The sequence below is a fragment of the Kribbella sp. NBC_01510 genome (assembly GCF_045040325.1).
Lineage (GTDB): Bacteria > Actinomycetota > Actinomycetes > Propionibacteriales > Kribbellaceae > Kribbella.
In genome coordinates this window covers 3,753,739-3,778,949 of sequence record NZ_CP109418.1, presented here as the reverse complement: position 1 = coordinate 3,778,949, position 25,211 = coordinate 3,753,739, and the positions used below count along the sequence as shown (strand labels likewise).

At 69.3% G+C, this 25,211-nt stretch carries 29 protein-coding genes and 1 pseudogene; 17 read left to right on the top strand and 13 right to left on the bottom strand.

The features are described 5' to 3' along the window. Positions 1-5: 5 nt before the first annotated feature. From OG558_RS18800 to OG558_RS18775, 6 genes are all read right to left on the bottom strand, one after another. Positions 6-761 (bottom strand): ABC transporter ATP-binding protein, encoded by a 756-nt coding sequence (locus OG558_RS18800; protein ID WP_329484647.1) that lies wholly within the window; start codon positions 759-761, stop codon positions 6-8. Further along, positions 748-1,632: an ABC transporter permease gene (locus OG558_RS18795; RefSeq protein ID WP_405071414.1), complete on the bottom strand. Its 885-nt coding sequence runs from the start codon at positions 1,630-1,632 to the stop codon at positions 748-750. The genes OG558_RS18800 and OG558_RS18795 overlap by 14 nt, the downstream gene beginning before the upstream one ends. Before the next feature lie 71 nt (positions 1,633-1,703). After that, positions 1,704-2,405 carry a tyrosine-protein phosphatase gene (locus OG558_RS18790; protein WP_405071413.1) on the bottom strand — a complete coding sequence of 234 codons (702 nt, stop codon included), beginning with the start codon at positions 2,403-2,405 and terminating at the stop codon, positions 1,704-1,706. Further along, complete coding sequence (locus OG558_RS18785; RefSeq protein WP_405071412.1) at positions 2,405-3,058, bottom strand: hypothetical protein; 654 nt, start codon at positions 3,056-3,058, stop codon at positions 2,405-2,407. Before OG558_RS18785 ends, OG558_RS18790 begins: the two co-directional genes overlap by 1 nt. Before the next feature lie 22 nt (positions 3,059-3,080). After that, the gene (locus OG558_RS18780) at positions 3,081-3,407 is read right to left on the bottom strand and encodes an AzlD domain-containing protein (RefSeq protein WP_405071411.1); all 327 of its coding nucleotides are present in this window, start codon (positions 3,405-3,407) and stop codon (positions 3,081-3,083) included. Further along, positions 3,404-4,093, bottom strand: coding sequence for an AzlC family ABC transporter permease (locus OG558_RS18775; RefSeq protein WP_405071410.1), 690 nt, complete (start codon positions 4,091-4,093; stop codon positions 3,404-3,406). Before OG558_RS18775 ends, OG558_RS18780 begins: the two co-directional genes overlap by 4 nt. Positions 4,094-4,162: 69 nt before the next feature. On the opposite strand from OG558_RS18775, the gene OG558_RS18770 reads away from it, so the two are divergent. Then, complete coding sequence (locus OG558_RS18770; RefSeq protein WP_405071409.1) at positions 4,163-4,744, top strand: helix-turn-helix domain-containing protein; 582 nt, start codon at positions 4,163-4,165, stop codon at positions 4,742-4,744. Between the two features lie 24 nt (positions 4,745-4,768). Beyond that, positions 4,769-5,614: a ricin-type beta-trefoil lectin domain protein gene (locus OG558_RS18765; RefSeq protein ID WP_405071408.1), complete on the top strand. Its 846-nt coding sequence runs from the start codon at positions 4,769-4,771 to the stop codon at positions 5,612-5,614. A 54-nt stretch (positions 5,615-5,668) separates the two neighbouring features. Here OG558_RS18765 and OG558_RS18760 read toward each other — a convergent pair whose 3' ends face one another. After that, complete coding sequence (locus tag OG558_RS18760) at positions 5,669-6,499, bottom strand: SAM-dependent methyltransferase (RefSeq protein ID WP_405071407.1); 831 nt, start codon at positions 6,497-6,499, stop codon at positions 5,669-5,671. 161 nt (positions 6,500-6,660) lie between these two features. On the opposite strand from OG558_RS18760, the gene OG558_RS18755 reads away from it, so the two are divergent. After that, on the top strand, positions 6,661-7,533 hold the full coding sequence (locus tag OG558_RS18755; RefSeq protein ID WP_405071406.1) for a helix-turn-helix domain-containing protein: 873 nt from the start codon (positions 6,661-6,663) through the stop codon (positions 7,531-7,533). 334 nt (positions 7,534-7,867) lie between these two features. On the opposite strand, the gene OG558_RS18750 is transcribed toward OG558_RS18755, so the two are convergent. Next, positions 7,868-8,359 (bottom strand): winged helix-turn-helix transcriptional regulator, encoded by a 492-nt coding sequence (locus tag OG558_RS18750; protein ID WP_405071405.1) that lies wholly within the window; start codon positions 8,357-8,359, stop codon positions 7,868-7,870. A 163-nt stretch (positions 8,360-8,522) separates the two neighbouring features. Here OG558_RS18750 and OG558_RS18745 point away from each other — a divergent pair. Then, positions 8,523-8,843, top strand: a pseudogene (locus OG558_RS18745) (GNAT family N-acetyltransferase); the annotation flags it as partial. Positions 8,844-8,924: 81 nt separating this feature from the next. On the opposite strand, the gene OG558_RS18740 reads toward OG558_RS18745, so the two are convergent. After that, positions 8,925-10,049 carry an epoxide hydrolase family protein gene (locus tag OG558_RS18740; protein WP_405071404.1) on the bottom strand — a complete coding sequence of 375 codons (1,125 nt, stop codon included), beginning with the start codon at positions 10,047-10,049 and terminating at the stop codon, positions 8,925-8,927. A gap of 50 nt (positions 10,050-10,099) precedes the next feature. Between OG558_RS18740 and OG558_RS18735 the strand changes: the two genes are divergently transcribed. Further along, positions 10,100-10,888 carry an NAD(P)H-binding protein gene (locus tag OG558_RS18735; RefSeq protein WP_405071403.1) on the top strand — a complete coding sequence of 263 codons (789 nt, stop codon included), beginning with the start codon at positions 10,100-10,102 and terminating at the stop codon, positions 10,886-10,888. A 117-nt stretch (positions 10,889-11,005) separates the two neighbouring features. Next, positions 11,006-11,233 (top strand): hypothetical protein, encoded by a 228-nt coding sequence (locus OG558_RS18730; RefSeq protein WP_328523693.1) that lies wholly within the window; start codon positions 11,006-11,008, stop codon positions 11,231-11,233. Positions 11,234-11,290: 57 nt separating this feature from the next. Here the strand turns inward: OG558_RS18730 and OG558_RS18725 are convergent, their stop codons facing one another. Next, positions 11,291-11,902, bottom strand: coding sequence for a dienelactone hydrolase family protein (locus OG558_RS18725; protein ID WP_405071402.1), 612 nt, complete (start codon positions 11,900-11,902; stop codon positions 11,291-11,293). Positions 11,903-11,927: 25 nt separating this feature from the next. Here OG558_RS18725 and OG558_RS18720 point away from each other — a divergent pair, with 25 nt between their 5' ends. Beyond that, a complete protein-coding gene (locus OG558_RS18720) occupies positions 11,928-12,506 on the top strand; it encodes an ArsR/SmtB family transcription factor (protein WP_405071401.1) in 579 nt (192 codons plus the stop codon). Here OG558_RS18720 and OG558_RS18715 read toward each other — a convergent pair. After that, positions 12,467-13,318: a helix-turn-helix domain-containing protein gene (locus tag OG558_RS18715; protein WP_405071400.1), complete on the bottom strand. Its 852-nt coding sequence runs from the start codon at positions 13,316-13,318 to the stop codon at positions 12,467-12,469. The genes OG558_RS18720 and OG558_RS18715 overlap by 40 nt on opposite strands. A gap of 69 nt (positions 13,319-13,387) precedes the next feature. Here OG558_RS18715 and OG558_RS18710 point away from each other — a divergent pair, with 69 nt between their 5' ends. The 5 genes from OG558_RS18710 to OG558_RS18690 all read left to right on the top strand — a co-directional run bounded on the left by OG558_RS18710 (position 13,388) and on the right by OG558_RS18690 (position 19,210). After that, complete coding sequence (locus OG558_RS18710) at positions 13,388-14,182, top strand: phytanoyl-CoA dioxygenase family protein (RefSeq protein WP_405071399.1); 795 nt, start codon at positions 13,388-13,390, stop codon at positions 14,180-14,182. 111 nt (positions 14,183-14,293) lie between these two features. Continuing rightward, positions 14,294-15,046, top strand: coding sequence for an SDR family NAD(P)-dependent oxidoreductase (locus OG558_RS18705; protein ID WP_405071398.1), 753 nt, complete (start codon positions 14,294-14,296; stop codon positions 15,044-15,046). A gap of 1 nt (position 15,047) precedes the next feature. Continuing rightward, entirely contained in the window at positions 15,048-17,033 is a 1,986-nt protein-coding gene (locus tag OG558_RS18700; protein ID WP_405071397.1) for a neutral/alkaline non-lysosomal ceramidase N-terminal domain-containing protein, read from the top strand. Continuing rightward, positions 16,984-17,868, top strand: a complete 885-nt coding sequence (locus tag OG558_RS18695) for a 2-oxo acid dehydrogenase subunit E2 (RefSeq protein ID WP_405071396.1) — start codon at positions 16,984-16,986, stop codon at positions 17,866-17,868. The genes OG558_RS18700 and OG558_RS18695 overlap by 50 nt, the downstream gene beginning before the upstream one ends. Next, positions 17,855-19,210: a WS/DGAT/MGAT family O-acyltransferase gene (locus OG558_RS18690; protein WP_405071395.1), complete on the top strand. Its 1,356-nt coding sequence runs from the start codon at positions 17,855-17,857 to the stop codon at positions 19,208-19,210. Before OG558_RS18695 ends, OG558_RS18690 begins: the two co-directional genes overlap by 14 nt. Here OG558_RS18690 and OG558_RS18685 read toward each other — a convergent pair. Then, the gene (locus tag OG558_RS18685) at positions 19,191-19,961 is read right to left on the bottom strand and encodes an esterase/lipase family protein (protein ID WP_405071394.1); all 771 of its coding nucleotides are present in this window, start codon (positions 19,959-19,961) and stop codon (positions 19,191-19,193) included. The genes OG558_RS18690 and OG558_RS18685 overlap by 20 nt on opposite strands. Before the next feature lie 154 nt (positions 19,962-20,115). Between OG558_RS18685 and OG558_RS18680 the strand changes: the two genes are divergently transcribed. Genes OG558_RS18680 through OG558_RS18660 form a run of 5 tightly spaced genes read left to right on the top strand, consistent with a single transcriptional unit; the run spans position 20,116 to position 24,008 of the window. Further along, positions 20,116-21,156, top strand: coding sequence for a BtrH N-terminal domain-containing protein (locus OG558_RS18680; RefSeq protein ID WP_405071393.1), 1,041 nt, complete (start codon positions 20,116-20,118; stop codon positions 21,154-21,156). A gap of 33 nt (positions 21,157-21,189) precedes the next feature. After that, positions 21,190-21,669 (top strand): TIGR03618 family F420-dependent PPOX class oxidoreductase, encoded by a 480-nt coding sequence (locus OG558_RS18675; protein ID WP_405071392.1) that lies wholly within the window; start codon positions 21,190-21,192, stop codon positions 21,667-21,669. Further along, positions 21,666-22,343 (top strand): DsbA family protein, encoded by a 678-nt coding sequence (locus OG558_RS18670; RefSeq protein WP_405071391.1) that lies wholly within the window; start codon positions 21,666-21,668, stop codon positions 22,341-22,343. The genes OG558_RS18675 and OG558_RS18670 overlap by 4 nt, the downstream gene beginning before the upstream one ends. Next, positions 22,340-23,047: an MBL fold metallo-hydrolase gene (locus OG558_RS18665; protein WP_405071390.1), complete on the top strand. Its 708-nt coding sequence runs from the start codon at positions 22,340-22,342 to the stop codon at positions 23,045-23,047. Before OG558_RS18670 ends, OG558_RS18665 begins: the two co-directional genes overlap by 4 nt. A gap of 34 nt (positions 23,048-23,081) precedes the next feature. Continuing rightward, the gene (locus tag OG558_RS18660) at positions 23,082-24,008 is read left to right on the top strand and encodes an aldo/keto reductase family oxidoreductase (protein WP_405071389.1); all 927 of its coding nucleotides are present in this window, start codon (positions 23,082-23,084) and stop codon (positions 24,006-24,008) included. A 191-nt stretch (positions 24,009-24,199) separates the two neighbouring features. Here the strand turns inward: OG558_RS18660 and OG558_RS18655 are convergent, their stop codons facing one another. Next, a complete protein-coding gene (locus OG558_RS18655) occupies positions 24,200-25,120 on the bottom strand; it encodes a universal stress protein (RefSeq protein ID WP_405071388.1) in 921 nt (306 codons plus the stop codon). Positions 25,121-25,211: the final 91 nt, after the last annotated feature.

Below are 25,211 nucleotides of genomic sequence, written 5' to 3'. Positions count from 1 at the left end.
GTCCCCTAGCTCCTGGTCTCCTTGATGTAGGCGTCGACCACTTCGTCCACGGGACCGTCGAGACGCAGTACGCCGGCGTCCAGCCACAGGGCGCGATTACACGTGTCGCGGACGACGTCCAGGCTGTGGCTGACCAGGAAGACCGTACCGGCCTGGTCGCGCAGCTCACGGATCTTGCGCTCGGACCGGATCCGGAACTCGGCGTCCCCGGTCGCCAGCGCCTCGTCCACGAGCAGGATGTCGTGCGTCTTCGCCGATGCGATCGCGAACTTCAGCCGCGCCGCCATCCCGGACGAGTACGTCGACATCGGCAGGTCGATGAAGTCGCCGATCCCGGAGAACTCGACGATCTCGTCGTACCGGCGCTGGATCTCGGCCGGTGACATGCCCATCGCCAGACAGCCGAGGACGACGTTCCGGTCGCCGGTGAGGTCGTTCATCATCGCCGCGTTGACGCCGAGCAACGACGGCCGGCCGCCGGTGTAGATCACGCCGTCCGCGGGCGGCAGCAGGCCGGCGACCGCGCGCAGCAGCGTCGACTTGCCGGAACCGTTGCGGCCGATCACGCCGATCGCGTCGCCCTTGTAGGCGGTGAAGCTGACGTTCTTGACCGCGTGCACCTCGCGGATCGTCGGCCGGTCCTGCCGCTTCAGGATCCGCCGGAACGCGGTCGCCGCCGTACCCTTGCCGCCCTGGCCGGAGATCACCTTGTAGACGATGTCGACCTGGTCGGCGATGACGGTCGGCTCAGCCTCGCCCATATCGGTCCTCCGCCCGCCAGAAGTAGACGAACCCGAAGGCCAGCATCACGAACGACCAGACGATCGCGATCGACCACGCGTGCGGCAGTTCGTTCTGCTTGTGCTCCTCCAGCAGGGATCGCCGGACGATGTCGATGTACGCCGAGATCGGGTTGAACGCGAGCACCTGCACGACCCAGCCCGGCGCGTTCGCCTGCTCGAGCTTGGCGGGCAGCGAGAAGAAGATGCCGGACGCATACAGCCAGGTGCGGGTGATGAACGGCAACAACTGGCTGACGTCGGCCACGAACGTGCCGACCCGCGCGAAGACCAGTGTGATCCCGATGTTGAACATGACCTGCAGCAGCAGGGCCGGTACGACGAGCAGCCAGTGCCAGGCGAATCCGTCGGTGAAGCCGACGATCACGAGCAGGATGCCCAGTGAGACGAGCATCTGGTTCAGCTCGTTCAGCACGTAGGCCAGCGGGAGCGTCGCGCGCGGGAAGTGCAGCGTGCGGATCAGCGACAGGTTCAGCGCCAGCGACCGCGAGCCTTCGGTCATGCAGCGCTGGGTGAACGTGAAGACGAAGATCCCGGTCAGCAGGAACGCGACGTAGTTGTCGATCCCGTTCTTGGTACCGAGCAGGACACCGAACGCGAGGTAGTAGACCGCTGCGTTGAGCAGCGGTGTCAGCACCTGCCAGAGCGAGCCGAGGCGGGCTCCGGCGTACATGGCGTAGGTGCGTGCGGTGGCATAGCTGAGGACGAACTGGCGACGGCTCCACAGCTCGCGCAAGTACGAGCCGAGAGGAGGGCGGATCGAGCTCTTGGAGAGTCCGTAGCGTTCGGCCAGTGCCGCCGCCGGGTCGGTCACCCAGGTCGGCCCGGTCATGGGGCCTCCAACACTGCGGCGGTCGGCATTGCGCCAATGTACTGCGCTCCGTGATCCGCTCGTGACGCAGGTCAGCCCACTAAGCGGGTTCTCAGTTTCGCCAGCTCCGCGGTGGTGAGACCACCGTGCCGCAGGTATGCCTCCGGCCCGCCGTACTTTTCGTCGAGATGCCGCAGGATCGCGACCAGCGACTCGGCCCGGGTGTCGCGGAACTCGATCATCTCCGGATGCAACGCGGTGTCCGGCTCGGCGGCGAGTTGCTCCTCCAGCCACGGGGAGAGTCGCTCCTGGGTGCGGAAGTAGTCGGCGACGATCTCGTCCTCGGGTACGCCGGCGATGCTCAGCGCCAGCGCGACGACCATGCCGGTGCGGTCCTTCCCGCCGTGGCAGTGCACCACGACCGCGCCGTCCGGCTCGTCCGCGATCGCCTTGACCGCGGCCGCGAACAACTCCGGCCGCCGGTCGAGCATCCAGGTGCACGCCGCGACGATCGTCGGCTGCCCGTGGTCCGGGTCGGCCGGATCCTGCAGCGGCTGCCGGACCGCCAGCGGCGTCCCGGTGAACGGCGTCGGCGCGTTCGCCACCTCGCCGTCGCCGCGCAGGTCCAGGATCCGGCTCACGCCGGAACGCCGTACCGCGTCGACGCCGTGGGGGGTCAGGTACTGCAGGCTCTCCGAACGGATCAGCACGCCTTCGCGGATAGTGCGACCGTCGGCGGTCGGCAGTCCACCGACGTCGCGGGCGTTGCGGCAACCGGGCCAGTCGAGGTCCATCAGCGATCCTGCGGGCGGTCGGGGTTCGGGCCCGGGTTGTACGGCGGGGGTGCGGGGAAAGTGGTGTTCGGCGGCGGCGGGTAGTTGCCGGGGGCACCTGGTGGTGGCTGCATCGGGAACGTGCCGGACGGGCGGTTGCGGCGGCGGTTCTTGACCAGGCCGATCGTGAGCAGGACGCCACCGAGGATGAAGAAGACCAGGAAGGAGCCGATGGCGCCGAAGATCGACAACACGAACTTGCCGACCGACATCCCCGGCCCGGCCGCGTACGTCGCTGAGGTCTGGTCGTCGGTGCACGAGATGCTGTAGTCGCCCGCCGGGACGGGGTCCACCGAGCGGGCGACGACGTACCAACTGTCGCCGTTGATCGTGATCGTCTCCGACCCGGTCGGCGGCTTGAGCGGCACGTCGGCGCCCGAGGAGTCCTGCGCCTTGCACGGCGGCGTGGGCACCGGCACGGACGCATAGATCGTCAGGCCGTCCTTCTTCAGATGGATCACGCCGCTCTCGATCGGCTGCGGCGACCTCGGTGCCGTCACGACGATCCGCCAGACGAAGAACCCGGTCAGCACGACACCGATCACGAAGCACGCGATCGCGATCCAGATCAGGGTCTTCTTCGCCGCCGGCGGCTGCCCGGGATAGGTGCTCATGCGAGCACGCTATCCGTTCCGGCTACGGTACGCCGAGGAGTCGCAGGCCGGCCGCGGTCGCAGCGGCTGCCACCACGACCAGCACGAACGGGGCCCTGCGCCAGGCCAGGATGCCGCCGACCAGCACGCCGGCCGGCCGAGCCACCCCCGCCGGGCCGTGGCCGTCCATCAGCGCGGAGGTCGCGACGAGTGCGGTGAGCAAGACGATCGCCGCCGCGGCCAGGATCTGCTGGGCCCGGTCGGGGATCTCGAACCGGCTGCGCAGCATCGGCCCGGCGAACCGCAGCGAAAAGGTGCCCACGGCAAGGATCAGGATGGCCGCCAGCACGAGTGGGGTGTTGGTCATCATCGCGAGACCTCCAGTGCGGGCTTGTCTGTGCGGTAGAACAGCAGGCCGACCAGGGCGAGCAGCACCGGCAGACCCGGGGGCAGGAAGGGCGTTGCCGCCAGCGCGACCACGACCCCGATGAGTGCCGCCGTACGGGTCGCACGGTCGCGCAGGGCCGGCAGGACCAGCGCCAGCAGCACCGCCGGGAAGGCCGCGTCCAGGCCGAACACATCGGTGTCGGTGATCACGGAGCCGGCCAGGCCGCCGATGACGACGCCGACGTTCCAGCAGAGGAAGATGCCGATCCCGCCCGCCCAGTACGCGGCCCGCTTCTGCTGTGGATCGTCCTGCCCCATGGCGAAGGCGACGTTCTCGTCGGTCATCACGTGGCTGCCCGGCAGGCGCCGCCAGCCGCCGCCGATCAGGTCGCTGACCGCCAGGCCGAACGCGACGTGCCGCGTGTTCACCAGCAGGCCGGCGATCATCGCGGCGATCGGATTGCCACCAGCCGCCACGATCCCCACGAACAGGAACTGCGACGCGCCCGCGAACACCACGATCGACAGCAGCACCGGCACCCACAACGGCAGGCCGCCGCCGCCGACGCTGATCGCGCCGTAGGAGAGACCGACGACGCCGTCGGCCAGGCAGACCAGGCCGATGTCGCGGGCCAGTCCACGGTCGAGTGTTCGCCAGATCGAACGCATGAGCATTATGATGAACAACCTTCCACCCGTTCGTCAAGCCGAACAACCAGACCGATGGAGCGAACACCGATGGATACCGAGTCTGCCTCCGGGGATCGCGGCACCAAGGCGCCGCTCGACGTGATCGCGGCCTCCCTGCGCCGCCACCGCGCCCGCGCCGGCCTGTCGCTGAGCGAGGTGGCCAAACGCGCCGGCGTCGCCAAGTCGACGCTGTCCCAACTGGAGTCCGGCACCGGCAACCCGAGCGTCGAAACCCTGTGGGCACTGGCCGTCGCTCTGGACACCCCGTTCGCCGCGCTCCTCGATCCACCGCGACCGAAGGTCCAGATCATCCGCGCCGGGGACGGCCCGGTGATCTACTCCGACCAGGCCGACTACAGCGCGACACTCGTGGCCTCGAGCCCGCCCAACGCCCGCCGCGACATCTATCGCATCGCCGCCTCCCCCGGCCCGGGCCGGAAGTCCGAGCCGCACATGCCCGGCGTGGTCGAGCACGTCATCCTCGGCTCCGGCCGAGCCCTGGTCGGCCCGGCCGACGACCCCATCGAACTGAACCCGGGCGACTACGTCGCCTACCCAGGCGACCTCCCCCACATCTTCCAGGCCCTCGAGGAGGGCACGATGGCGACGCTTGTTTCCGAGCACGTGTAACGTTAAGCGCTCGGCTACACCGGCATGCAGACCCACCGCGACGGCGTCGGCATGTTCATCTATTCGCTCTGGAACTCCACGGCCTGGCGGGTCGGCGACGCCGGCACCTACTGCATCCAGTTCCAGGAAGACGGCACCGGTGGCAGTTGCCGTCTCGACCAATCGCCGGTTGCCGGACACACCTACGCCTTCGCGGTCGCCACTGAGGGCAGCGGCTGGTACGGCGTGACCGTCCGCGACCTCACCGCCGGTACGTCGTTCAAGCTCGGCAGCCTGCAGACCGGGGCCGGCAACGCCATCAGTACGTCGGGCATGGTCAGCTGGACCGAGTACTTCGACTGGAACAACGACAAGGCCACCTGCGACGACGAGCCGTACTCGAAGCTGACGATGACCGCGCCGACGAGCGGCCGTCAGACGGCACACTTCACCGGCAGTTCGGAGAGCAGCGGCTGCGCGGCCGACAGTCAGGTGACGATCTCCGGCTCCACCGCCGTCCAGGAGAACGGGATCGGCAACTCGTCATCCGGCGAGATCCGCGGCAGCGGCGGATGCCTGGACGTGTCCGGCAGCGACAGCACGACGGTCCTGCTCTACAGCTGCACCGGCGGGAACAACCAGAACTGGGTGCACGCCGAGAACCACAACCTGCACGCCCTGTTCAGTTGCCTCGACGCCAGCGCCACCCAGGCCGGCGCCGTCATCGTCTACAGCTGCCATGGCGGCGCCAACCAGCAGTGGACCCAGCCCGGTGACGGGACGATCCGTTCGAACGGGCTCTGCCTCACCGCACCAGTTGCCCTGGGCAACGCAGTAACTGTTGCTGCATGCAACAACTCTGCCAGTCAGCGCTGGACCACGCCGGCCTGAACGCGGGGCGCCCGGGACCACAGTGGTCCCGGGCGCCCCGTCGTACCGGACCGGTCAGAGTTTGCGGCCGACTCCGCCGGCGATGCACTCCTCGACCTGGTTGAGCGGCTTGACTCGCGGGCCGTCCGGCCACCAGTCGTCGCACAGCACCAGACCCGGCGGGACCAGCTCCTGGCCGGGGAACAACTCGAGCAGTTGCTTGCGGGTGCGGAAGACGCCGCTCTTCATCGGGCTGTGGACGAACTTCTCCTCCATCATCCGCGCGACCTGCGAGTGCTCCGGCGTCTCCGGGTCGAAGAAGTGCGCGATCACCGTGTACGACCCCGGGACGACCGCGTCGACGTACTTCTGCATGATCTGCGGGCCGTCGTTGCCGATGTAGTGATGCAGCGTGCCGTTCTGGATCACGGCGATCGGCTGGCTGAAGTCGAGGAAGTCGTTCACCTCGGACAGGCTCAGGACGTCGTCGGGGTCGAAGATGTCGGCGCTGACGAACCGGGTGTTCTCGTTCTCCTCGAGCAGCGCGCGGCCGTGCGCGAGCACCACCGGGTCGTTGTCGATGTAGAGAACCTTCGCCTCCGGCAGCAGCCGCTGCACCACCTGGTGGGTGTTCTCCGCCGTCGGCAGGCCGGAACCGCAGTCCAGGTACTGCGTGATGCCCGCCTGGCTGACCAGGAACCGGCAGGCCCGGATCAGGAAGTTCCGATTCGACCAGGCCAGGTCGTTGACCTGGGGCGCGACCGTGGCGACCTGGCGGAGCACTTCGCGGTCGATCTCGAAGTTGTCCTTGCCGTTCAGCGCGGCGTCGTACACCCGGGCGATACTGGCGCGGGTGGTGTCGACGCCCACCGGGATCGAGCTGGGTGCCTTGGTGGCATCGGGCATCAGTGGGGCCTCGCAGATGATCGGGATGTCTGTAGTTCCGACTCTACTGACAGTAGGGTCGCGTGAACACATGGTGTTAGCGCGCCGGGCTGGACGAAATCACAATCTGTTGTGAAATGATCTACTGCTGCACCGGGACACAGGCTGCTGGGAGGCGAGGCGTGACGGAACCGGGCGCGTACGGCGGTCCGACCGCCCTGCGCATCATGCTCGGCGTACACCTGCGCCGCCTGCGCGAGGAAGCCGGGATCACCCGGACCGACGCGGGCTGGGCGATCCGCGGCTCGGAGTCGAAGATCAGCCGGCTCGAGCTCGGCCGGGTCGGGTTCAAGGTCCGCGACGTCGACGACCTGCTCACGCTCTACAAGCTGAAGGACGGCGAGGAGCGCGACCGGCTGCTCAACCTGGCCCGCGAGGCGAACAACCCGGGCTGGTGGCAACGGTACGACGACCTGACGCCGAACTGGTTCCACTCCTACCTCGGCCTGGAGATGGCCGCGGACCTGATCCGAACGTTCGAGCTCCAGTTCATCCCCGGCCTGCTGCAGACCCCCGACTACGCCCGGGCCGTGGTCCAGCTCGGCCGGCAGGACAAGCCGTTGTCGCGGTCCGAGCAGGAGCGCCTCGTCACGTTGCGGATGAGCCGCCAGGAAGTGCTCACCCGGCAACGGCCGGCCCGGCTCTGGGCGGTCGTCGACGAGGCCGTACTCCGCCGGCCGATCGGCAGCAAGGCAGTCCTCAAAGGCCAACTGGAGTACCTGATCGAGGCCTCCCGGCGGCACAACGTCACGCTGCAGATCATCCCGTTCGACAAGGGCGGCTACACCGCGACCGGCGGCGCGTTCACGCTGCTGCGGTACAACGACAGCGACCTGCCGGACATCGTCTACATCGAACACTTGACCAGCGCCGTCTACCTCGACAAGCGCGAGGAACTCGACGCGTACGTCGTCACCATGGACGCGCTGTCCATCACGGCCGCCCAGCCCCGCGAGACCGAACGCATCCTCCGCGAGGCAATCGCCGTCCTGTAGTACAACGGCTGGGGTTGTGCTGGTGGCCTCGGCGGCGACGAGTTGCTGAGGGGTGCTCGCTGACCTGGAGTGGGGGCTGGGTCAGGCGGTGGGGGCCTTGAACACGTTATTTCGTGTTCAAGGCCCCTCTTTGGGGTCCACGGCCTCGCGTTTGTGACCGCTGCGTGGCGTATCGGCGGCGGCGTGATTCCAGTGGGGTTCGCCAGGTCTGACGTGCGGCGCGGACCTCTGCCACTCACCAATCTCCATCGATGACCTCAAGCCGCGCTCGCGTAACCCCACAATCTCGTGGGTCAACCAGCGAGACGCGGCCTTAGCCCGCGAGAGTGCGGGGTCAACCGGCGAGGGCGCGTGGTTGTGCTCCGGGTCCGGGGCGCATGGCGACCTCGCGCGGCGCCGGCTCATGGCCCGCCCCGCAGCGGAGTACGACGCTCACGTGCTCACCGCAGTCGCCGCGGTGGCGGGGCTCGATCGGTGGACCGCCGTCGAGCGGGAGGTACTGATCGCCCCACTGGATCATCGCGACCAGCACCGGGTAGAGGTCCAGTCCGGCCTGGTTGAGGCGGTACTCGTACCGCTCCCGCTGGCCGGGCAGGCGATAGGGCTGGCGGCGGATCAGCCCGCGCTCGATCAGCGCCGCGAGCCGATCGGTCAGCACCTGACGCGGGATCCCGGCCCGGGCCCGGATGTCCTCGAACCGCCGGACTCCGACGAACAACTCGCGGAGCACGTGAAAGGTCCACTTGTCGCCGAGGATCTCCATCGTCCGGGAGATCGTGCAGTTCTCGGTCGACCAGCGCATCGCCTCGGGCACCTGGTCAGTCATGTGACGATGATAAGTCCGCTTGACAGACTCAGCCAAGTCCGGTCAGGCTGAATCCGTGAACCAGACTCAGAGGACCGACCGGACCCGCGATCCGCGGCCGACGGCGACGCGGACGCAGCTCGTCCGCCGGGCCGGTGAACCGGACACGGACGAGCTGGCCCGGATGCTGATCGGAATGACGGACCTCAGCCTCTACTTCCGCTTCCAGACCGCGATCGGCCGGCCACCCCGGCCCGCGCTCCTGCTCCGGATGCTGTGCCCGACCGGCGCCGCGTTCGTCGCCACCCGTGACACCACGATCGTCGGCCACGCGATGTGGGCCTGGGCGCCCGGCGAGGCCACCGCCGAACTGGCCGCGATCATCGCCGAGGCCGACCAGAACCGCGGACTGGGGATCCGGATGCTGTCGATCGCGGCCGCGGACGCCATCGCGGCCGGCGCGCGGCACTTCCTGTTCGTCGTTGGCGCGGCCAACGACCGGACCCTCCGGATGGTCCGCCGCCGCTGGCCCGAGGCAACCGCGGAGCGCGACGGCACGCTGGTCAACTTCGTTGCCCCGGCCCGCCTACCGGACCAGCCGGAAGAACGCGCGGATGTCGTCGACGAGAAGGTCCGGCGCCTCGAGCGCGGCGAAATGCCCGCCCCGGCTGAACTCCGACCAGTGGACGATCCGGTGCCGGCGATCTAGCACCCGGCGGATCGCGGGATCCGTCGGGAACACCGCCACCCCGGTCGGCACACCCGGCCTGAGGTCGTCGGCCGCGGCGCGATTCTCGTAGTACAGGTTGGCCGATGACGCGCTCGTGTTGGTGAACCAGTAGATGGAGACATCCGTCACCAGATGGTCGAGCTCGACCGCGTCCTCGGGCAGCGCGTACGCCGGATCCGTCCACTCCCAGAACTTCTCCACGATCCAGGCCAACTGCCCGACCGGCGAATCACTCAACCCGAACGACACCGTCTGCGGCCGGGTGCCTTGCAACTCCGCGTATCCCGTCCCGACCGCACGCAGCTGCTCGGCCGCCGCCAGCCGCGCGCGCTCGGCGTCGTTCAACTGCTCGACATCACCAGGCTCGAGCGCCGGATAGGCCAGTCCCCCGTTGATATGCACACCGACGACATGCGTTGGATCGACCTGCCCGACCAGCGGTGACACGACTGACCCGGTGTCCCCACCTTGCGCGCCGTACCGCTCGTACCCAAGTCGCGCCATCAGCTCGGCCCACGCCCGCGCGATCCGGTCGTGATTCCAGCCTGTCGACTCGAGTGGTATCGAGAACCCATGCCCGGGCACGGACGGCGCCACGATGTGGAAGGCGTCCCGCGGATCCCCGCCGTACGACGCTGGATCGGTAAGCGGGCCGAGGATCGGCAGAAACTCCGCGATCGAACCCGGCCAACCGTGGGTGAGGATCAACGGGAACGCGTCGGCCTGCGGCGATCGCACGTGCAGGAAGTGAATCGTCTGCCCGTCGATCCGCGTCGTGTGCTGCGGATACGCGTTCAGCCGCGCCTCCCACCGCCGCCAGTCGTACGCCTTCCACCGCTCCACGACCTGGCGGAGATAGTCGACCGGCACCCCGCGATCCCACCCGCCCCCAGGTAGTTGCCCCGGCCAACGAATCCGTCCCAGCCGCTCGGCCAGGTCCACCAGAGCTTCGTCCGGCACCTCGATCCTGAACTCCCGCATGCACCGAACCTATGCGGAATAGCCCGGCCGCACCCGGGGTTGTCCAGAAGATGATCCTCGTGACGGGTGCGACCGGGAACGTCGGCCGAGCTGTGATGACCCAGCTGAACCCGGGTGAAGCCCGAGCACTCCTCCGGAGCACCGGCGCCGACCTCGCCCGGCCGGAGACCCTGACCACAGCACTCGACGGCGTCGACACAGTCTTCCTGGTCTGGCCGTTCCTCACCCCCGACGGCGCGGGCGAGACCCTCGACGTGATCGCCCGGCATGCGCGCCGCGTGATCTACCTGTCCTCGTCGGCCGTGCGATTCGGCCGCGACACCGACCCGATCACGCGACTGCACGCCGACCTCGAAGCAGCCGTCCAGGCGACCGGTCTCGAGTGGACGATCCTGCGGGCCGACACGTTCGCGTCGAACGCACTCGGCTGGGCCGCGCAACTCCATAGTGGTGGCGTCGTCCGCGGCCCGGACAGCGCCGCGACCGCGGTGATCGATCCCGCCGACATCGCGGCAGTCGCCGTACGCGTCCTGCGCGAGGCCCAGCCAGGCGCCACGCACACACTGACCGGCCCGGAGGTCCTCAGCCGCGCCGACCAAGTGCGCATCCTCGGTACGGCGCTGGGCCGCGAACTCACCTTCGCTCCGACCCCGTTCGACGACGCCCGGGCGCAACTGCTCGCGGACGGTCGCCCGCCGGCGCTCGTGGAGGCGCTCATCGACAGCGCCGAGAACCGGCCGCGGTCCGACCTCGTCACGAGTGCGGTGCAGGAGTTGACCGGCCGGCCCGCGCGAACTTTCCGCGAGTGGGCCGACCGGAACCTCAACGCCTACAGTTGATCAGTTCTCCCGGCAACCGGTCCAGACCGGTGAAGCGGTACCGGCGGGGACCGCCGACGCGAGAGTTTCCTGATCGTGAAGATTCCCGGCGGCCAGGTGGCGCATACTGAAGGTGCTATGGATTCCTTCCGCGCGACGACGCGTCGTCACCTGTCCACGAGCCCGTTCAAACCCCGCGTGCCCGACCCGGTCAAGGTTTTCGAGGTCGGCCAGCGAGTGTCCCACGACAAGGAAGGCCTGGGCCGGATCACCTCGGTCGACGGCGGCTACGCGGTAGTCGTCGACTTCGGTGCCGGGAAGCTCATGCGCATCCTCGCCCCGTTCCCCAAACTCCACGCCCTCTGAGGAACCCGGCCGCCCACACCGTCACGGTGTGGGCGGTTGCTGTCTGTCAGGCAGTCGTCAGCGAATCGGGTCGAGGAACGCGAGCGTCCGGCTGGTCAGCAGCCTCGCCGCGGCCTCGTCGTACCCGGGCAGTGACGAGTCGGCGAACAGGTGCTCCTTGCCGGGGTAGAGGAACAGCTCGGCCTCGTCGGTGGACGCGACCAGGGCACGGGCGGCGTCCAGGTCACCGCCTTCTTCGGTGAAGAGCGGATCCTCGTCCATGCCGTGCACCTGGACCGGGACGCCCGCCGGCCACCCACCGAACTCCTCCGCCGGCAGGCACGAGTAGAAGAACAGCGCTCCGGTCGCCCCGGGGCGGGTCTGCGCAAGCTGCTGGGCCGCCATCACGCCGAGCGAGAAGCCGGCGTAGACGAGCCGGTCGCCGAGGTCCTGGGCGGCCTGGACGCCGCGCTCGTTGACGACCCCGAACCCCGTTGTCCTCGCATACTCCAGGCCTTCGTCCAGCGTCGCGTACGTATGCCCTTCGTACATGTCAGGCAGGTGGACGGTGTGACCCGCTTGGCGCAGCTCCTCGGCGAACGACTTCACCCCGTCGGTGAGCCCCTGCGCGTGGTGGTACAGCACGACCTCGGCCATCGTCAGCTCCAATGATCCAAATATCTCGAACAATCCGCGATGCTAGTCTATTCGGATCATGCCGATCAACAGCCCGGTGCCGGATTACGAGCTGGCAGACACCATCGAGCTGACCACCGCGGAGCAGGTGCGGGCGATCAGCGACCCGTTGCGGACGACGATCCTCGGCCTGCTGCACGAGCGGGCCGCGACCGTGACCGAGCTGGCCACCGCGGTCAAACGCCCGAAGAGCACGGTCGCGCACCACGTGAAGGTGCTGACCGACGCCGGCATCCTGCGCGTCGTCCGGACCCGTCGCGTCCGGGCGATCGAGGAGCGGTTCTACGGCCGGGCCGCGCGGATGTTCTACATCGGTCTCGGCCGCCAGGGCGGGGAACTGCCGCACGACTTCAACGACTTCGAGGTCGCGGCCGAGGAGTCCAAACCGGCGTACGACGCGGGCCAGATGTACTCGTTCATCCGGCACGCACGGATCCCGGAGGAGCGGGCGGCCGAGTTCTGGTGCGAGGTCGACCGCCTGATCCACCACTTCGACAAGCTGCCGCGGTCCGGCGACACGACGTACGGCTTCACCGTTGGCCTCTACCCGATCCTCGACTACCCGACCCTGCCCCCGGCCGCGGACGAGGAGCGGTAGCCGGTTGGGGTGACGCCGGCCAGTTGACGAAAGACGCGGGCGAAGTGCTGGCTGGAGCTGAAACCCAGGCTGAGGGCGAGTGCCGTGATGGTCACGTCACTGGTTTCGAGGAGTTGCCGCGCGCGGTCGATCCGGCGCTCGTTGAGGTAACGGTGCGGGGGCTGACCAAGCTGGTCGACGAACAGTTCGGCCAGGTACGACGGCGCGAGGCCGACGCGATCCGCCAACTGCCGCAGTGTCCACCGCTCGTGGAACTCCTGATCCAGTAGCCGTTTGACGGTCCGCACCGCAGGATGCATCGCGAGCTGCGGTACGGCGGTCGGCGTCATCGACCGTGCGACCGCAAGCACGAGCTGGTCGACCGCGAGAGCCAGGCCGGCGTCGGCGTACTCGTAGCGCGTGGTGAGCTCGCGGACCAGTTGCGCGAAGGCATACGCGAGCTCTCCCGCCTCCCGGTGCACCACGGTCTTCGGCCACGACATCGCCAGCGCCGGTTGGCGTCGTACGACGGGTTCGAGGTCGATGGCGGCGAAATAGAAGTGGTGGTTGCCGGAGCGCCCGGCCAGGTGATGCTCGAGGTTGGGCGGTACGGCGAACAGGTGGCCGGGCTGGAGGACATAGCTCTCGGCGCCGGCCACCCAGTGTGTGATGCCGTGCAGTTGCAGGTAGATCTCCCAGACCGGATGGTCGTGCGGCTCGATCAGGAACTGCTCGGGGACCCACTGCTCGCCGGCGTGTACGAGGCCGCTGACCGCGTCCTGCACATCGGCGTGGAATCCGGCGCGCAGGCCGCTCGGCCGGGACAAGGACACCTGAAGATTGTGTCCAGTCGCCTGAACAACGGCAACGCTTCCGGCCGGTCGGCTATCTACGGTTCTCGCATGCTTCCAAGACCCGAAGACATCGCCTTCTACCGTGACCACGGCTACTGGATCTCGCCGGTGATCGTGCCGCCCGAGGTGCTCGACGCGGCCGAGCGCGGGATGGAGCGCTTCTACGCCGGCGACCACGACCACGCCCTTGCGGACCTGCCGGCGACTCGTGGCTGGCAGCCGTCCGACGGCGACGTACTGCGGAAGAACGACTACGCCTCGCTCCGGGTCGACGAGCTGGCGGCGCTGGTCCGGCACCCCGCGATCGGCGCGACCGCGGCCGCGTTGTCCGGTGCGGACGGGATCCGGCTGTGGCACGACCAGCTACTCCGGAAGCCGGTCGGCGGCTCGGCCCGCGTGGGGTGGCATACCGATCGGCAGTACTGGCAGTCCTGTACGTCGGACGACATGCTCACCGCGTGGGTCGGCTTCCATGACGTGGACGAGGTCAACGGCTCCGTTTCGTTCCTGCCCGGCAGCCACCGCTGGGACATCACCGGCCTGGACTTCTTCTCCCAGGACGCGGCCGGGCTCGAGGCCTCGATCGTCGCCCAAGGCTTCGACCCGACTCCCGTCGTACCCCGTATGCGCCGCGGCCAGGTCAGCTTCCACCACTGCCGCACCGTCCACGGCAGCTCCGCCAACCGAGGTACGGCGCCGCGCCGCTCGCTCGCCATCCACCTCCAGCCCACCGACAACCACTGGCGCCCCGGCTCGAGTCACCCGAACGACACCTTCGTCCGCCACAACCCCGACCCCGACTACAGCGACCCCGCCATCCAGCCTGTGCTCTGGCCACGCTGACGGGTCTATCGGCCCGGCTCCGACCAGACCTCCGGCCCTGCCGGTCGCCCGCACCGCCCCGAAGAGTGGAAGCGATGGGCTACGGCAGGCCCTCGGCGGAGGAGGTCAGTCATGGGCAGGCTTGACGATCGAGTGGCACTGGTGACCGGCGCAGCAAGCGGAATCGGGAAGGCGACGGTCTGGCGGCTGGCCGCGGAGGGAGCCGCAGTACTGCTGACGGACATCGCCGTGGAGGCGGGCGAGGCCGTGGCGGAGGCGCTGCGCGACTCCGGAGCACGCGCGGTGTTCGTCCGGCACGACGTCGCGAGCGAGGTCGACTGGGAGAACGCCTGCAACCGGGCCGCGGCGGAGTTCGGCGGGATCGACATCCTCGTCAACAACGCCGGTATCGGCGACCTGGCCACCATCGAGGAGACCACGCTGAAGGACTGGCAGCACACCATCGACATCGACCAGACTGGCGTCTTTCTGGGGATGCGGACGGCTGCGCCGTACCTGAAGGCATCCGGTCACGCGTCGGTGATCAACATCAGTTCGATCTTCGGCGTCAGCGGTGGCTTCGGCACCTCGCCGGCCTACCACGCGGCCAAGGGTGCGGTCCGGACGCTGACCAAGAACGCCGCCCTGCACTGGGCCGCGGACGGAATCCGGGTCAACTCGATCCATCCCGGGTTCATCGACACCCCGATTCTCGACACGGCCCGGAACACGCCGTTCTGGGACACGATGGTCCAGTTGACGCCGATGGGCCGGCTCGGTCGGCCGGACGAGATCGCCGCGGGCGTGGCGTACCTGGCCAGTGACGACGCGTCCTTCGTCACCGGCCTGGAGCTGAGCATCGACGGCGGCTACCTGGCGCGTTGAGGTGACCGCGATCGAGTACCTGGCCGGCCGTGGCATCGCGGACATCACCGGTGAGCCGGCCGGGGCGGGCATGCTCGGGTACGGCAAGTCCTGGCAGCGCAGTGACGGGATCCAGCTGCGACTGCGGTCGCGCGCCTTCGTCATCGTGCATCCGGCGAGCGGCCGCCGGGTGCTGCTCGTCGTCAATGACCTGCCGATGATCTTCGACAGCATCCATCGTGCGGTGCTCCGCCGGCTGTCCGAGCGGTACGGCGATCTCTACACCGAGCACAACACCATGATCACCGCGACTCACACGCACAGCGGACCCGGCGGCTACTCGCATCACCGGCTGTACCACTCGAACACCGGCGGCTTCCGGCCGAAGACCTTCGCCGCGATCGTCGACGGGATCACCGAGGCGGCCGGGCTGGCCCACGACGATCTGGCGCCGGCCACCCTCACCCTCGCGCACGGCGAACTGCGGGACGCCAGCGCCAACCGATCAAAAGTTGCCTTTGACAACAACCCGGCGGCGGAGCGGGCGCTGTTCCCGGACGGGATCGACCCACGGACCACGCTGCTGCGGATGGAGCGCGGCGGCGAGCCGGTCGCGGCGATCAACTGGTTCGGGGTCCACAACACCAGCATGACCAACGCCAACACCCTGATCAGCGGCGACAACAAGGGGTACGCCGCCTACCACTGGGAACGGCTGGTGACCGGTGTCGAGTACACCGACCGCCGGCCGGGCGACTTCGTCGCGGCCTTCGCCCAGACCAACGCCGGCGACCTGACGCCGAACCTCGACCTGCGCCCCGGCCACGGTCCGACCGCGGACGAGGTCGAGAACACCCGGCTGATCGGCCTCCGGCAGTACGAGGCCGCCGCGGCACTGATGACCTGCCCCGGCCGGACCGTGACCGGAGGAATCGACCATCGGCTCACCCATGTCGACCTCGGCACCCTCGTGGTCCGGCCCGAGTTCTCCGGCGACGGGCGCGAGCACCGCACCGGCAACCCGGTCGGCGGCGCGGCCGCACTGGCCGGAAGTCATGAGGACGGCCCGGCGTTCGGCGGCTTCCAGGAAGGCCGGAATCCCTTCTGGGACGGGCTTTCCAAGCTCGTCTACACCTGCGCTCCCCGGCTTCGTGACGTCCAGGCGCCGAAGGGCATGGTGGTCGGCGGCCGTGCCCTCGACCTGCTCGGACCGTACGTCGCCCGGCGCGGGCCGATCCAGTTGCTGCGGATCGGGCCGCTGTACCTGATCGGCATCCCGGCCGAGGTGACGGTGGTCGCCGGCCTGCGCCTGCGTCGTACCGTCGCCGCCATCGTCGGCGCCGATCCCGCCGACGTGCTGGTCGCCGGCTACAGCAACGGCTACCTGCACTACGTGACCACGCCGGAGGAGTACGACACCCAGCAGTACGAGGGCGGCAGCACCTTGTTCGGGCGCTGGACGTTGCCCGGTCTACAACAGGTCGCCGCCGGTCTGGCTACTGCGATGCGGGAAGGTGTCCCAGCGCCGTACGGCGACCCCGAGCCGGATCTGAGCCATCGGCAGCGGGAGGCCCGGCCCCGGATCCCGCCCGACGTGCCCCCGCCGGGTCATCAGTTCGGCGACGTTCTCGTCGAACCACGACGGCGCTACCGCCCGGGCGATCTGGTGACGGCAGCCTTCGCCGCGGCGTACCCGAACAACGACCTGCGCCGCAACGGCACCTACCTCGAAGTGCTACGGCGTGACCGGGCCCGCTGGCGACGGGTCGCCGACGACGGCGACTGGTCGACCACGTTCCGGTGGCGTCGCGACCGGACCGGTCAGGTGGCCGTTGTCACGTGGACGGTGCCCGTTGACGCTCCGGCCGGCGAGTACCGGATCCGCTGCCACGGACAGGCCCTTCGGCCCTACTCGGGCACGTCCCAGGTGTTCAGGATCGAGACCGAGGGAGGACACCATGGAGCTGCGGGCCAGACTGCCGCGCCGGGACGGACGGCTGGTCGCTGACGTCCCCGACGAACGGGCCATCATGCCGTTCATCATGCGCGGCCGGACCGAGTCCACGGTGTACTTCGAGCAGGCCGTCGACTGCACCGCGGCCGAGGAATGGGTCCGGCGCTGGAACGCCGCCGGTGGGCCGCGGCTGAGCGTCTTCCTGCTGGTGCTGCACGCCGTGGCCCGGATGCTGCACGCGCGCCCGCGGATGAACAGGTTCGTCGCCAGGCGACGGCTCTACGATCGCGATGGTGTCTACCTGTCGTTCGGCGCGAAGCGGGCGATGACCGACGACGCTCCGCTGGAGATGCTGAAGCGGCGGTTCGAGCCGGACGAGAGCCTGGCCGCGATGGTGCGCGGACTGACCGACGCGGTCGCCGGCGCGCGGTCGGGCAACGGCTCCGACGTCGACAAGGAACTCAAACTGTTCCTGGCGCTGCCGACTCCGGTGCTGGACGTCGCCGTCAGCCTGTTCCACTGGCTCGATGCCCGCGGCGCCCTGCCGAGCGGGCTGACCCGCTCGGACCCGATGTACTCGTCGGCGGTGGTGTCCAACCTGGGCAGCCTGAAGACCGACGCCGCCTACCACCACCTGTACGAGCACGGGAACTGCCCGCTGTTCCTGGTCGTCGGCCGGATCCGGCCGACCCCGGTGGCCGAGGACGACGGTGCCGTCCGGGTCCGCGATGTGCTGCCATTGCGCTGGACCTTCGACGAGCGGATCGAGGACGGCCTGTACGCCGCCCGGTCCGCGGACTGGCTGCGCTGCGTGCTGGAAGACCCGTTCCACCACTTCGGCGCGCCGGAGGACGCCGTACGACAGGAGTCCGGCCATGCGTCAGGTTGACGACCTGGGTGCGATGTACCTGGCCGCGGAGAACAGCCGGGTGACGACGCACACCGCGGCGCTGGTCACCGTCGATCCCAGCGCGCTGCCCGACGGCCGGCTGACGGTTGGGATGGTGCGTGCCATGGTGCGCGATCGGCTGCACCTGATCGCGCCGTTCCGCTGGCGACTGGTCAGGGTGCCGCTCGGCCTCGACCGTCCCTACTGGGCCGAGACCGGCGTCGACCTCGACTTCCACGTCCGGGAGATCGCACTGCCGCCACCGGGTGACGAGGCACAACTGCGAGAGCAGGTCGCGCGGATCTTCTCGCGCCAGCTGGACCGGTCGCGCCCGCTCTGGGAGATGTACCTGATCCAAGGACTCGCGCACGGCCGTGCGGCCGTGCTGACAAAGGTTCACCACGCCGCTGCCGACGGCCGGACCGGAGCGCAGATCCTCTCCATCCTGACCGATCCGGTCCCGCATCCCGACCTGCCACCGGGTGCGGAGCAGGTCGTCACCTCACCGCCGCCGAACACCACGGCGATGCTGATCCATGGCTTGGTGGACCTCGTCCGCCAGCCGTTGCGGGCCTGGGCGGATCTCCCGGGAGTCCTGACCGGCCTGGAGGAGCAACCGATCTTCGGGGCACCGCGGACGTCGTTCAACCGGCGGGTGTCCCCGCACCGTCGGATCGGCCTCGCCACCATGACGCTGAATGACGTCAAGCGGGTCAAGAACCGCTTCACAGTGAGCGTCAACGACGTCGTCATGGCGATCGCGGCAGGCGCCCTGCGTCGCTGGCTGCTGGAACACGACGAACTACCCGCGGATCCACTGACCGCCGTCGTGCCGGTATCGCTGCGCGGATCCGGCCCGAGCTCGTACGGCAACCAGCTCAGCGCGGTCGTGGTCCGGATCCCCACCGACGAACCCGAGCCGGACGGCCGGGTGAACGCCGCGCATCAGGCCATGCTCACCGCATTGCGTGATCACCGTGCAACCGCCCCGGATACGCTGGCCGACACGATCCGGCTGGTGTCGCCGGTGCTGGTCGGGCTGACCGCGCAACTGCTCACCGGCCTGAACACCTGGGCACCGCTCACGCCGGCGATGAACGTGAACATCTCGAACGTCCCCGGACCACCCGACCAGCTGTACTTCGCCGGCGCCCGGGTGGAGTCGATGGTTCCGCTGGCCGGGATCACCGACGGTCTCGGCCTGAACATCACGGTGATGAGTTACCACGGCGAGCTCACCGCGGGCATCGTCGCCGATCGCGATCAGGTGCCGGACGTCCAACGCATCGCGGACTGGATGGCGGAGGAACTGGCCGTCCTGCTCAAGCAGGTGGACGACTGACCGGCCGCAACTTCGCCAACGTCCCCGCCACGACGTAGTGAACGACGGGATCGGTCCCCATCCCGTTGTGAGTACTGCGAACCTCGACCTGCTCGGCCGCCGGGTCCAGGCACGCCCGCCAGTCCACCACCGCATCCTCGCGGGAGTACACCGACACGAAGGGCAACGACGCGGGCCAGGGCGACGTGAGCAGCGCCGACGTCCGCTCGGCGCACCCGCCGGTCAGGCAGTCGGCCGAGAGGACCCAGGGCCACGCGCAGACGTTGAGCCGGGCGATCAGATCGACCTGCGCGATCAGGGATCGGGTCGTCGGCAACTGATGCAGCAGCGGAGACGCCAAGGTGATCAGGCCGGCCACGAGGTCGGGCCGGCGGACAGCCAGCATCCGGGCGAGGGTGCCGCCCCGGCTCTGTCCGACCAGCGCGACCGGCCGGCCGGACTCGTCGGCCACCTCCTCGAGACGTCGCTCGAGCAGGTCCACCAGCATCTCGGTGCATCCGCAGTTGAGCACGAGCCCGCTGCCGAAGGTGGCGTGTCCGGCCCGGCGCAACTGCCGGGCGAGCGGAATCATCGACCAGTCACCGGCAAGGAATCCGGGCACCGTCAGCACCGGCACCTGCTCGGACTCGTGCGGGTCGACGGCCGGCACCGGCGGCGCGACCACCCGCGCGTACGTGAGCCAGCCCAGCAACTCGCGCCGGCGCCGGCCGGCCGGCGGCGTGAAGGGTTCCCAGCTCGAGACCACAGGCATCGTCGTTCACACTCCTGTCTCGAAGTGTAAATCGGCCTGAGCGGATCGAGGGCAGGCGCGATGTGGCCTTTGGTCACGGGACCTACGGCCCTGGGCCGCGCCGTGCCGCCGGAGCACGATCGTGAGCGGGACCACGGTGAGGAGGGATACGCCGATGACGCAGACGCTGCGGCCATTTCCCGCGTTCGCGACCTACCCGACCCAGCATTGTGTGACCGGGTCGCTGAAGCACATCTACGACCACCATGGCCATCCGATCTCCGAGGAGATGCTGCTCGGGCTCGGCCGTGGGCTCGGTTTCGTCTACTTCCACTTCAAGGACACCGATCCCTTCTACGGCGGCCGCGCCAACCACGCGAGCCCTCGAGAGGAAGGGCTGGAGAAGACCGCCGGCCGGCGCACCGGAGTCCTCGTGGAGTCCCACGCCACGACGAGTCCACGGGTCGCCGAGACCAAGCTGCGGGAGCTTCTCGACGCGGGCGAACCGGTCCTCGTGTACCTGGACATGGGCTTCCTGCCGTACTTCGACCTGCCCGCGGGCTACCACTTCGGCGGACATGTCGTGGTGGTGGCCGGCTACGACCCGGAGACCGGCCAGGTGCTCGTCGCCGACCGCGATCAGGAGTTGCACCCGGTCGACTGGGACGTGCTCGAGAAGGCGCGCGGCTCGGAGTTCAAGCCGTTCCCGCCGCGGCACTCCTGGTACACCTTCGACTTCGCCGGTGCGCGGGACCCGGCGCCGGCCGAGATCGCGGCGGCGATCGACGAGGTCTGCCGCGGGATGCTGTCGCCGCCGATCGCGAACTTCGGCGTGCCCGGGATCCGGAAGGCGATCCGCGAGACCATGCGCTGGCCCGGCGTACTCGCGCCCGACGCACTGCGCCGTACGTGCTTCAGTACCGCGATGTTCATCGACCGACGCGGCGGTACCGGCGGCGGCATCTTCCGCTATCTGTACGCGCGCTTCCTCGCCGAGGCGGCCGCGATCACCAGCGAGCCGCGGCTGGCCGTGCTGGGCACCGAGCTGACCGCAATCGGCGACCGCTGGGAGGAGGTCGCCGCGGCGTTCTCGCTGGCGGCGCAGGCCGGCGACCCCGCGGACCTGCTGACGGCGGCGATCCGCCCGATGAGCGACATCGCCGACCTGGAGCAGGACTTCTGGCAGCGCCTCGGCACGGTGAGGCCCTCGCCTTGATAAAACGGACCACGGTCCGGTAACGTCCTGGGTATGGACATGGATCGAGGGCTCGACCTTGTTTCCGAGCTCGGCCGGCAGGATCACTGGCTGGCCGTGCTCGTCACCCGTCGCCGCTCTGGTGAGCCGGCCACCTCGGTGGTGAACGCCGGGGTGCTGGAGCATCCGCTCACCGGCGAGCGGGTTGTCGCGTTCGTCGCGCGCGGACGGACGGCGAAGCTCGCCAATCTGCGCCGCGACCCGCAAGCCACGTTGGTGTTTCGCGCGGGCTGGGAGTGGGTCGGGGTCACCGGACCGGTCGAGCTCGCCGGACCGGACGACGCGCTGCCGGGCATCGACGCGCAGCAGTTGCGGTTGTTGTTGCGTGACATCTACCACGCCGCCGGCGGCAACCACCCGGATCTCGACGAATACGACCGCGCCATGGCGGCAGATCGCCGTACGGCGGTTCTGCTCAGGCCGGAGCGGTTCACCAGCAACCCGGCGGGAGCCGACCACGAGGAGGACGAATGACCGCGACGACCGCCGCACCGGGGACGATCCAGGTCTGGTCGGACCTGCTCTGCCCGTTCGCCCATGTCGCGATTCATCGGCTTCGGGCGGCGCGGGCGCGGCTCGGGCTCGATGATCAGGTGCGGCTCGACCATCACACGTTCGCGCTGGAGCTGTTCAACGGACCGCATTCGCGGCCGGGCACCGACAGCGAGGCGGTCGGCCTTGGCCAGTTGGAGCCGGAGGCAGGGTTCCGGCTGTGGACGAAGCCGGACTGGACGTATCCTTCGACAGTGTTGCTCGCCGCCGAGGCCGTGCACGCGGCCAGGGAGCAGGGGCTGCGGCAGTCGGAGGATCTCGACCACGCGCTGCGCCGGGCGTTCTGGCTGGAGTCGCGGTCGATCGGGCATCGCCAGGTCATCCTCGACGTCGCCGCCGAGGTGGACGCGGTCGACGGTGTTGCGCTGGGCGCGGCTCTCGACGACGGTCGGGCCCGGTCCGCGGTCATGGCCGACCACGCGGTCGCCGTGACGGACGCCGTACAAGGAAGTCCGCACCTGTTCCTGCCGGACGGGAGCGGTGTCCACAACCCCGGCATCACGGTGCATTGGGTCGGGCCGTGGGCGTCCGGCTATCCCGTTGCCCAGGACAACGATCCCGGCTGGGCCGACCGGTTGCTGAAGCAGGTTGCGTGATCGACGAGGCCAACGAGGTGGAGCTTCGGCGCATCGTGGTGGGCTACCTCGACACCAATTGCTGGGTGGTGAGACCACTCGGCGGCCGCGAGGCGCTGATCGTCGATCCCGGTGACGAACCGCGCCGGATCGCCGCGGCGGTGTCCGATCTCGACGTGACCGGCATCGTGATCACCCATGCCCATGCTGACCACGTCCTCGCCGTCGCCGCGCTGGCCGGGGAGTTCGGCGTACCGATCGTCGGTCACCCGGACGAAGCCCAGGTCTGGGCGGCCGAGCTCGACTACCTCGCCGAGCACGGCCACCTGGACGCCGGCACCGCGACACCCGATTTCGTTGCTAGCGGCAACCTCCCGCGACCGTCCCCGGACCTGCCACTCTGGAGTGGTCAGCTCGATCACTACAGCAGCCGGCTCTCCGTGGGTCCGTTGACGGTCGAACTGCTGCACACTCCCGGCCACACCCCGGGCAGCCTGTGTCTCAGCCTTCCCGGTCACCTACTCAGCGGCGACACCCTCTTCCCCGGCGGCCCCGGCCTGACCGGTCCCCAATGGCCGCTGTCCGACTTCACCGCGATCATCGCCTCGGTCCAGCGTCTGCTCGAGCTGCCGCCCGACACGGCGGTCCATCCCGGCCACGGCTCCGACACCACCGTCGCCGCCGAACGTCCCCACCTCGAAGCCTGGCGGGCCCGCGGCTGGTAGACAGTCCTGGTATCGATCTCACCAGGAGGCAGTAGTGGAGACCGTCGAGTTGACCGGGGCCGGAATGGTCGTGTCGCGGGTTGTGCTGGGGCTGATGCGGATCAAGAAGCTCAGCGACGGCGAGATCCGCGAGCTCGTCGGCGCGGCGCGGGACGCCGGGGTGACGATGTTCGATCACGCGGACATCTACGGCGGCCCGCACGGCTGCGAACAGCGGTACGGCGAGGCCCAGCCGGTCCCGAATTCGGAGCGGGACCAGGTGACCATCCAGTCCAAGGTGGGCATCCGGGCCGGCTTCTTCGACTCGTCCCGCGAGCACATCGTGTCGAGCGTCGAGCAGTCCCTGGCCGCGCTGCGGACCGACTACCTGGACCTGTTGCTGATCCACCGCCCGGACACCCTGGTCGAACCGGACGAGGTCGCCGCCGCGTTCGACGAACTCCACGCCGGCGGCAAGGTCGCGGCGTTCGGCGTCTCGAACCACACGCCCGCGCAGCTGGAGCTGCTGGCCAGGTCGGTCCGGCAACCACTCGTCGTCAACCAGCTGCAGTTCAGCGTGGCGAACGCCGCGCTCGTCGCGCAGGGCCTGGCCGCCAACATCACCGGCCTCGACCAGTCCGCCGACCGCGATCTCGGCGTCCTCGACTACAGCCGGCTGAAGGACATCACCATCCAGACCTGGGGATCCCTCCAGAAGCCGCCGCCCGGTGGGGTGTTCCTCGGCGACCGGGAGAACTACCCCGACCTCAACGACGCCCTCGACCAACTCGCCCACGACCATGGCACCACACCCACCGCGATCGCCGTCGCCTGGATCGCCCGCCACCCGGCCCGCATGCAGATCGTCGTCGGCACCACGAACCCCGCCCGCCTCCGCGAAGCCGCCGCGGGCGCGACCGTCGACCTCACTCGCGAGGAGTGGTACCGCTTGTTCACCGCCGCCGGTCACACGCTCCCGTAACCAATCCGCGCCGCCGGGCATCTGGTCAAGCAGAGGCCAAGGATGGTGCGAGATGTTCAAGGCAATCATCCAGTCGCTCGGCAAGGTCCCCGCCACCTTCGGCGACGACGTCTACTTCCGCGGCAAGGACCCGGGCGCCCCACTCACCGGCGAGTGAACTCCGACTGTCCCCCGCGGACGGCGCGTGTCTCTCAGGTGATCGGAGCGAAGGTGTCGAGCCGGCCGGGGATCTCCCGGCGCTGCTGGTCGCGCTCGGCCGATGTGACGTGGTGGGCCACGATGGCGACCGGGCAGGGCAGCTCCGCGATGGTCCGGCGGGCGACGGGATCGCCGATGGGCAGCGGACCGGCGTGCGCGCCGACGATGATCAGGGCGGCGTGCTCACTCTCCCTGGCCAGCGCGGCCACGACCGGCCGGGTCGTGAGGAGGCGGGTGACCTTCACCTGCGGGAACTCCTCGTCCCATCCGGCCAGCGTCTCGGCGACCGTCAGGCCGGCACGCTCCGTCCAGGCGTCGTCGGGCGGCAGTCGATAGGGCAGGTGGTGGGAGTGGACCACCGTCAGCCCGGCGCGGCGGTCCGCGGCGGTCCGGAAGGCGAACTCGACGGCCGCCAGCGACAACGGTGTGCCGTCGATCCCCACAGCGATGCTGTGCTCGGCCGGATTCGACTTCCAAGGGGTCGGGACCACGATCACCGGGCACCGCAAATGTCCGGCCAGGGCGAGGTTGCCCTGCGCGGAGATCAGTGCGGCCGGTCCGTTGTCGTGGTCTCGCCCGACCACCAGGACCCGGGCCTCGCGAGCGGCCGTTCGCAGGACCTTGAGGCGCGACCCTTCCATCGCAATGTTCTTGATCACCAGGTCTCGGCCGTACCGGCGCCTCACCTGGTCGGCCGCATCCCGCAGCGCCGCCGCCGCGTCCTCCGAAGGCGATGCCTGCTGATGCGGAGGCGTCATCGGCGGGTAGGTGCCGTAGTTGTAGAACGGCGCGACGAGGACCAGGTCGGCGCCGGCATGAAGCGCGTCCTGAGCGGCGTAGTCGACTACGCGCAGCCCATCGCTGCTGCCGTCGACCTCGACCACGACTGGTCCGGTCCGTGTCCAGCTGTTCATCCTGCCTCCTCCCGGCTATCTAGAGCCTGTTCCGTCAGGAGCGCGCAGCGCAGAGTCGTCCGGCCCTCGGCGCAGGGGCCGGACGGCATGT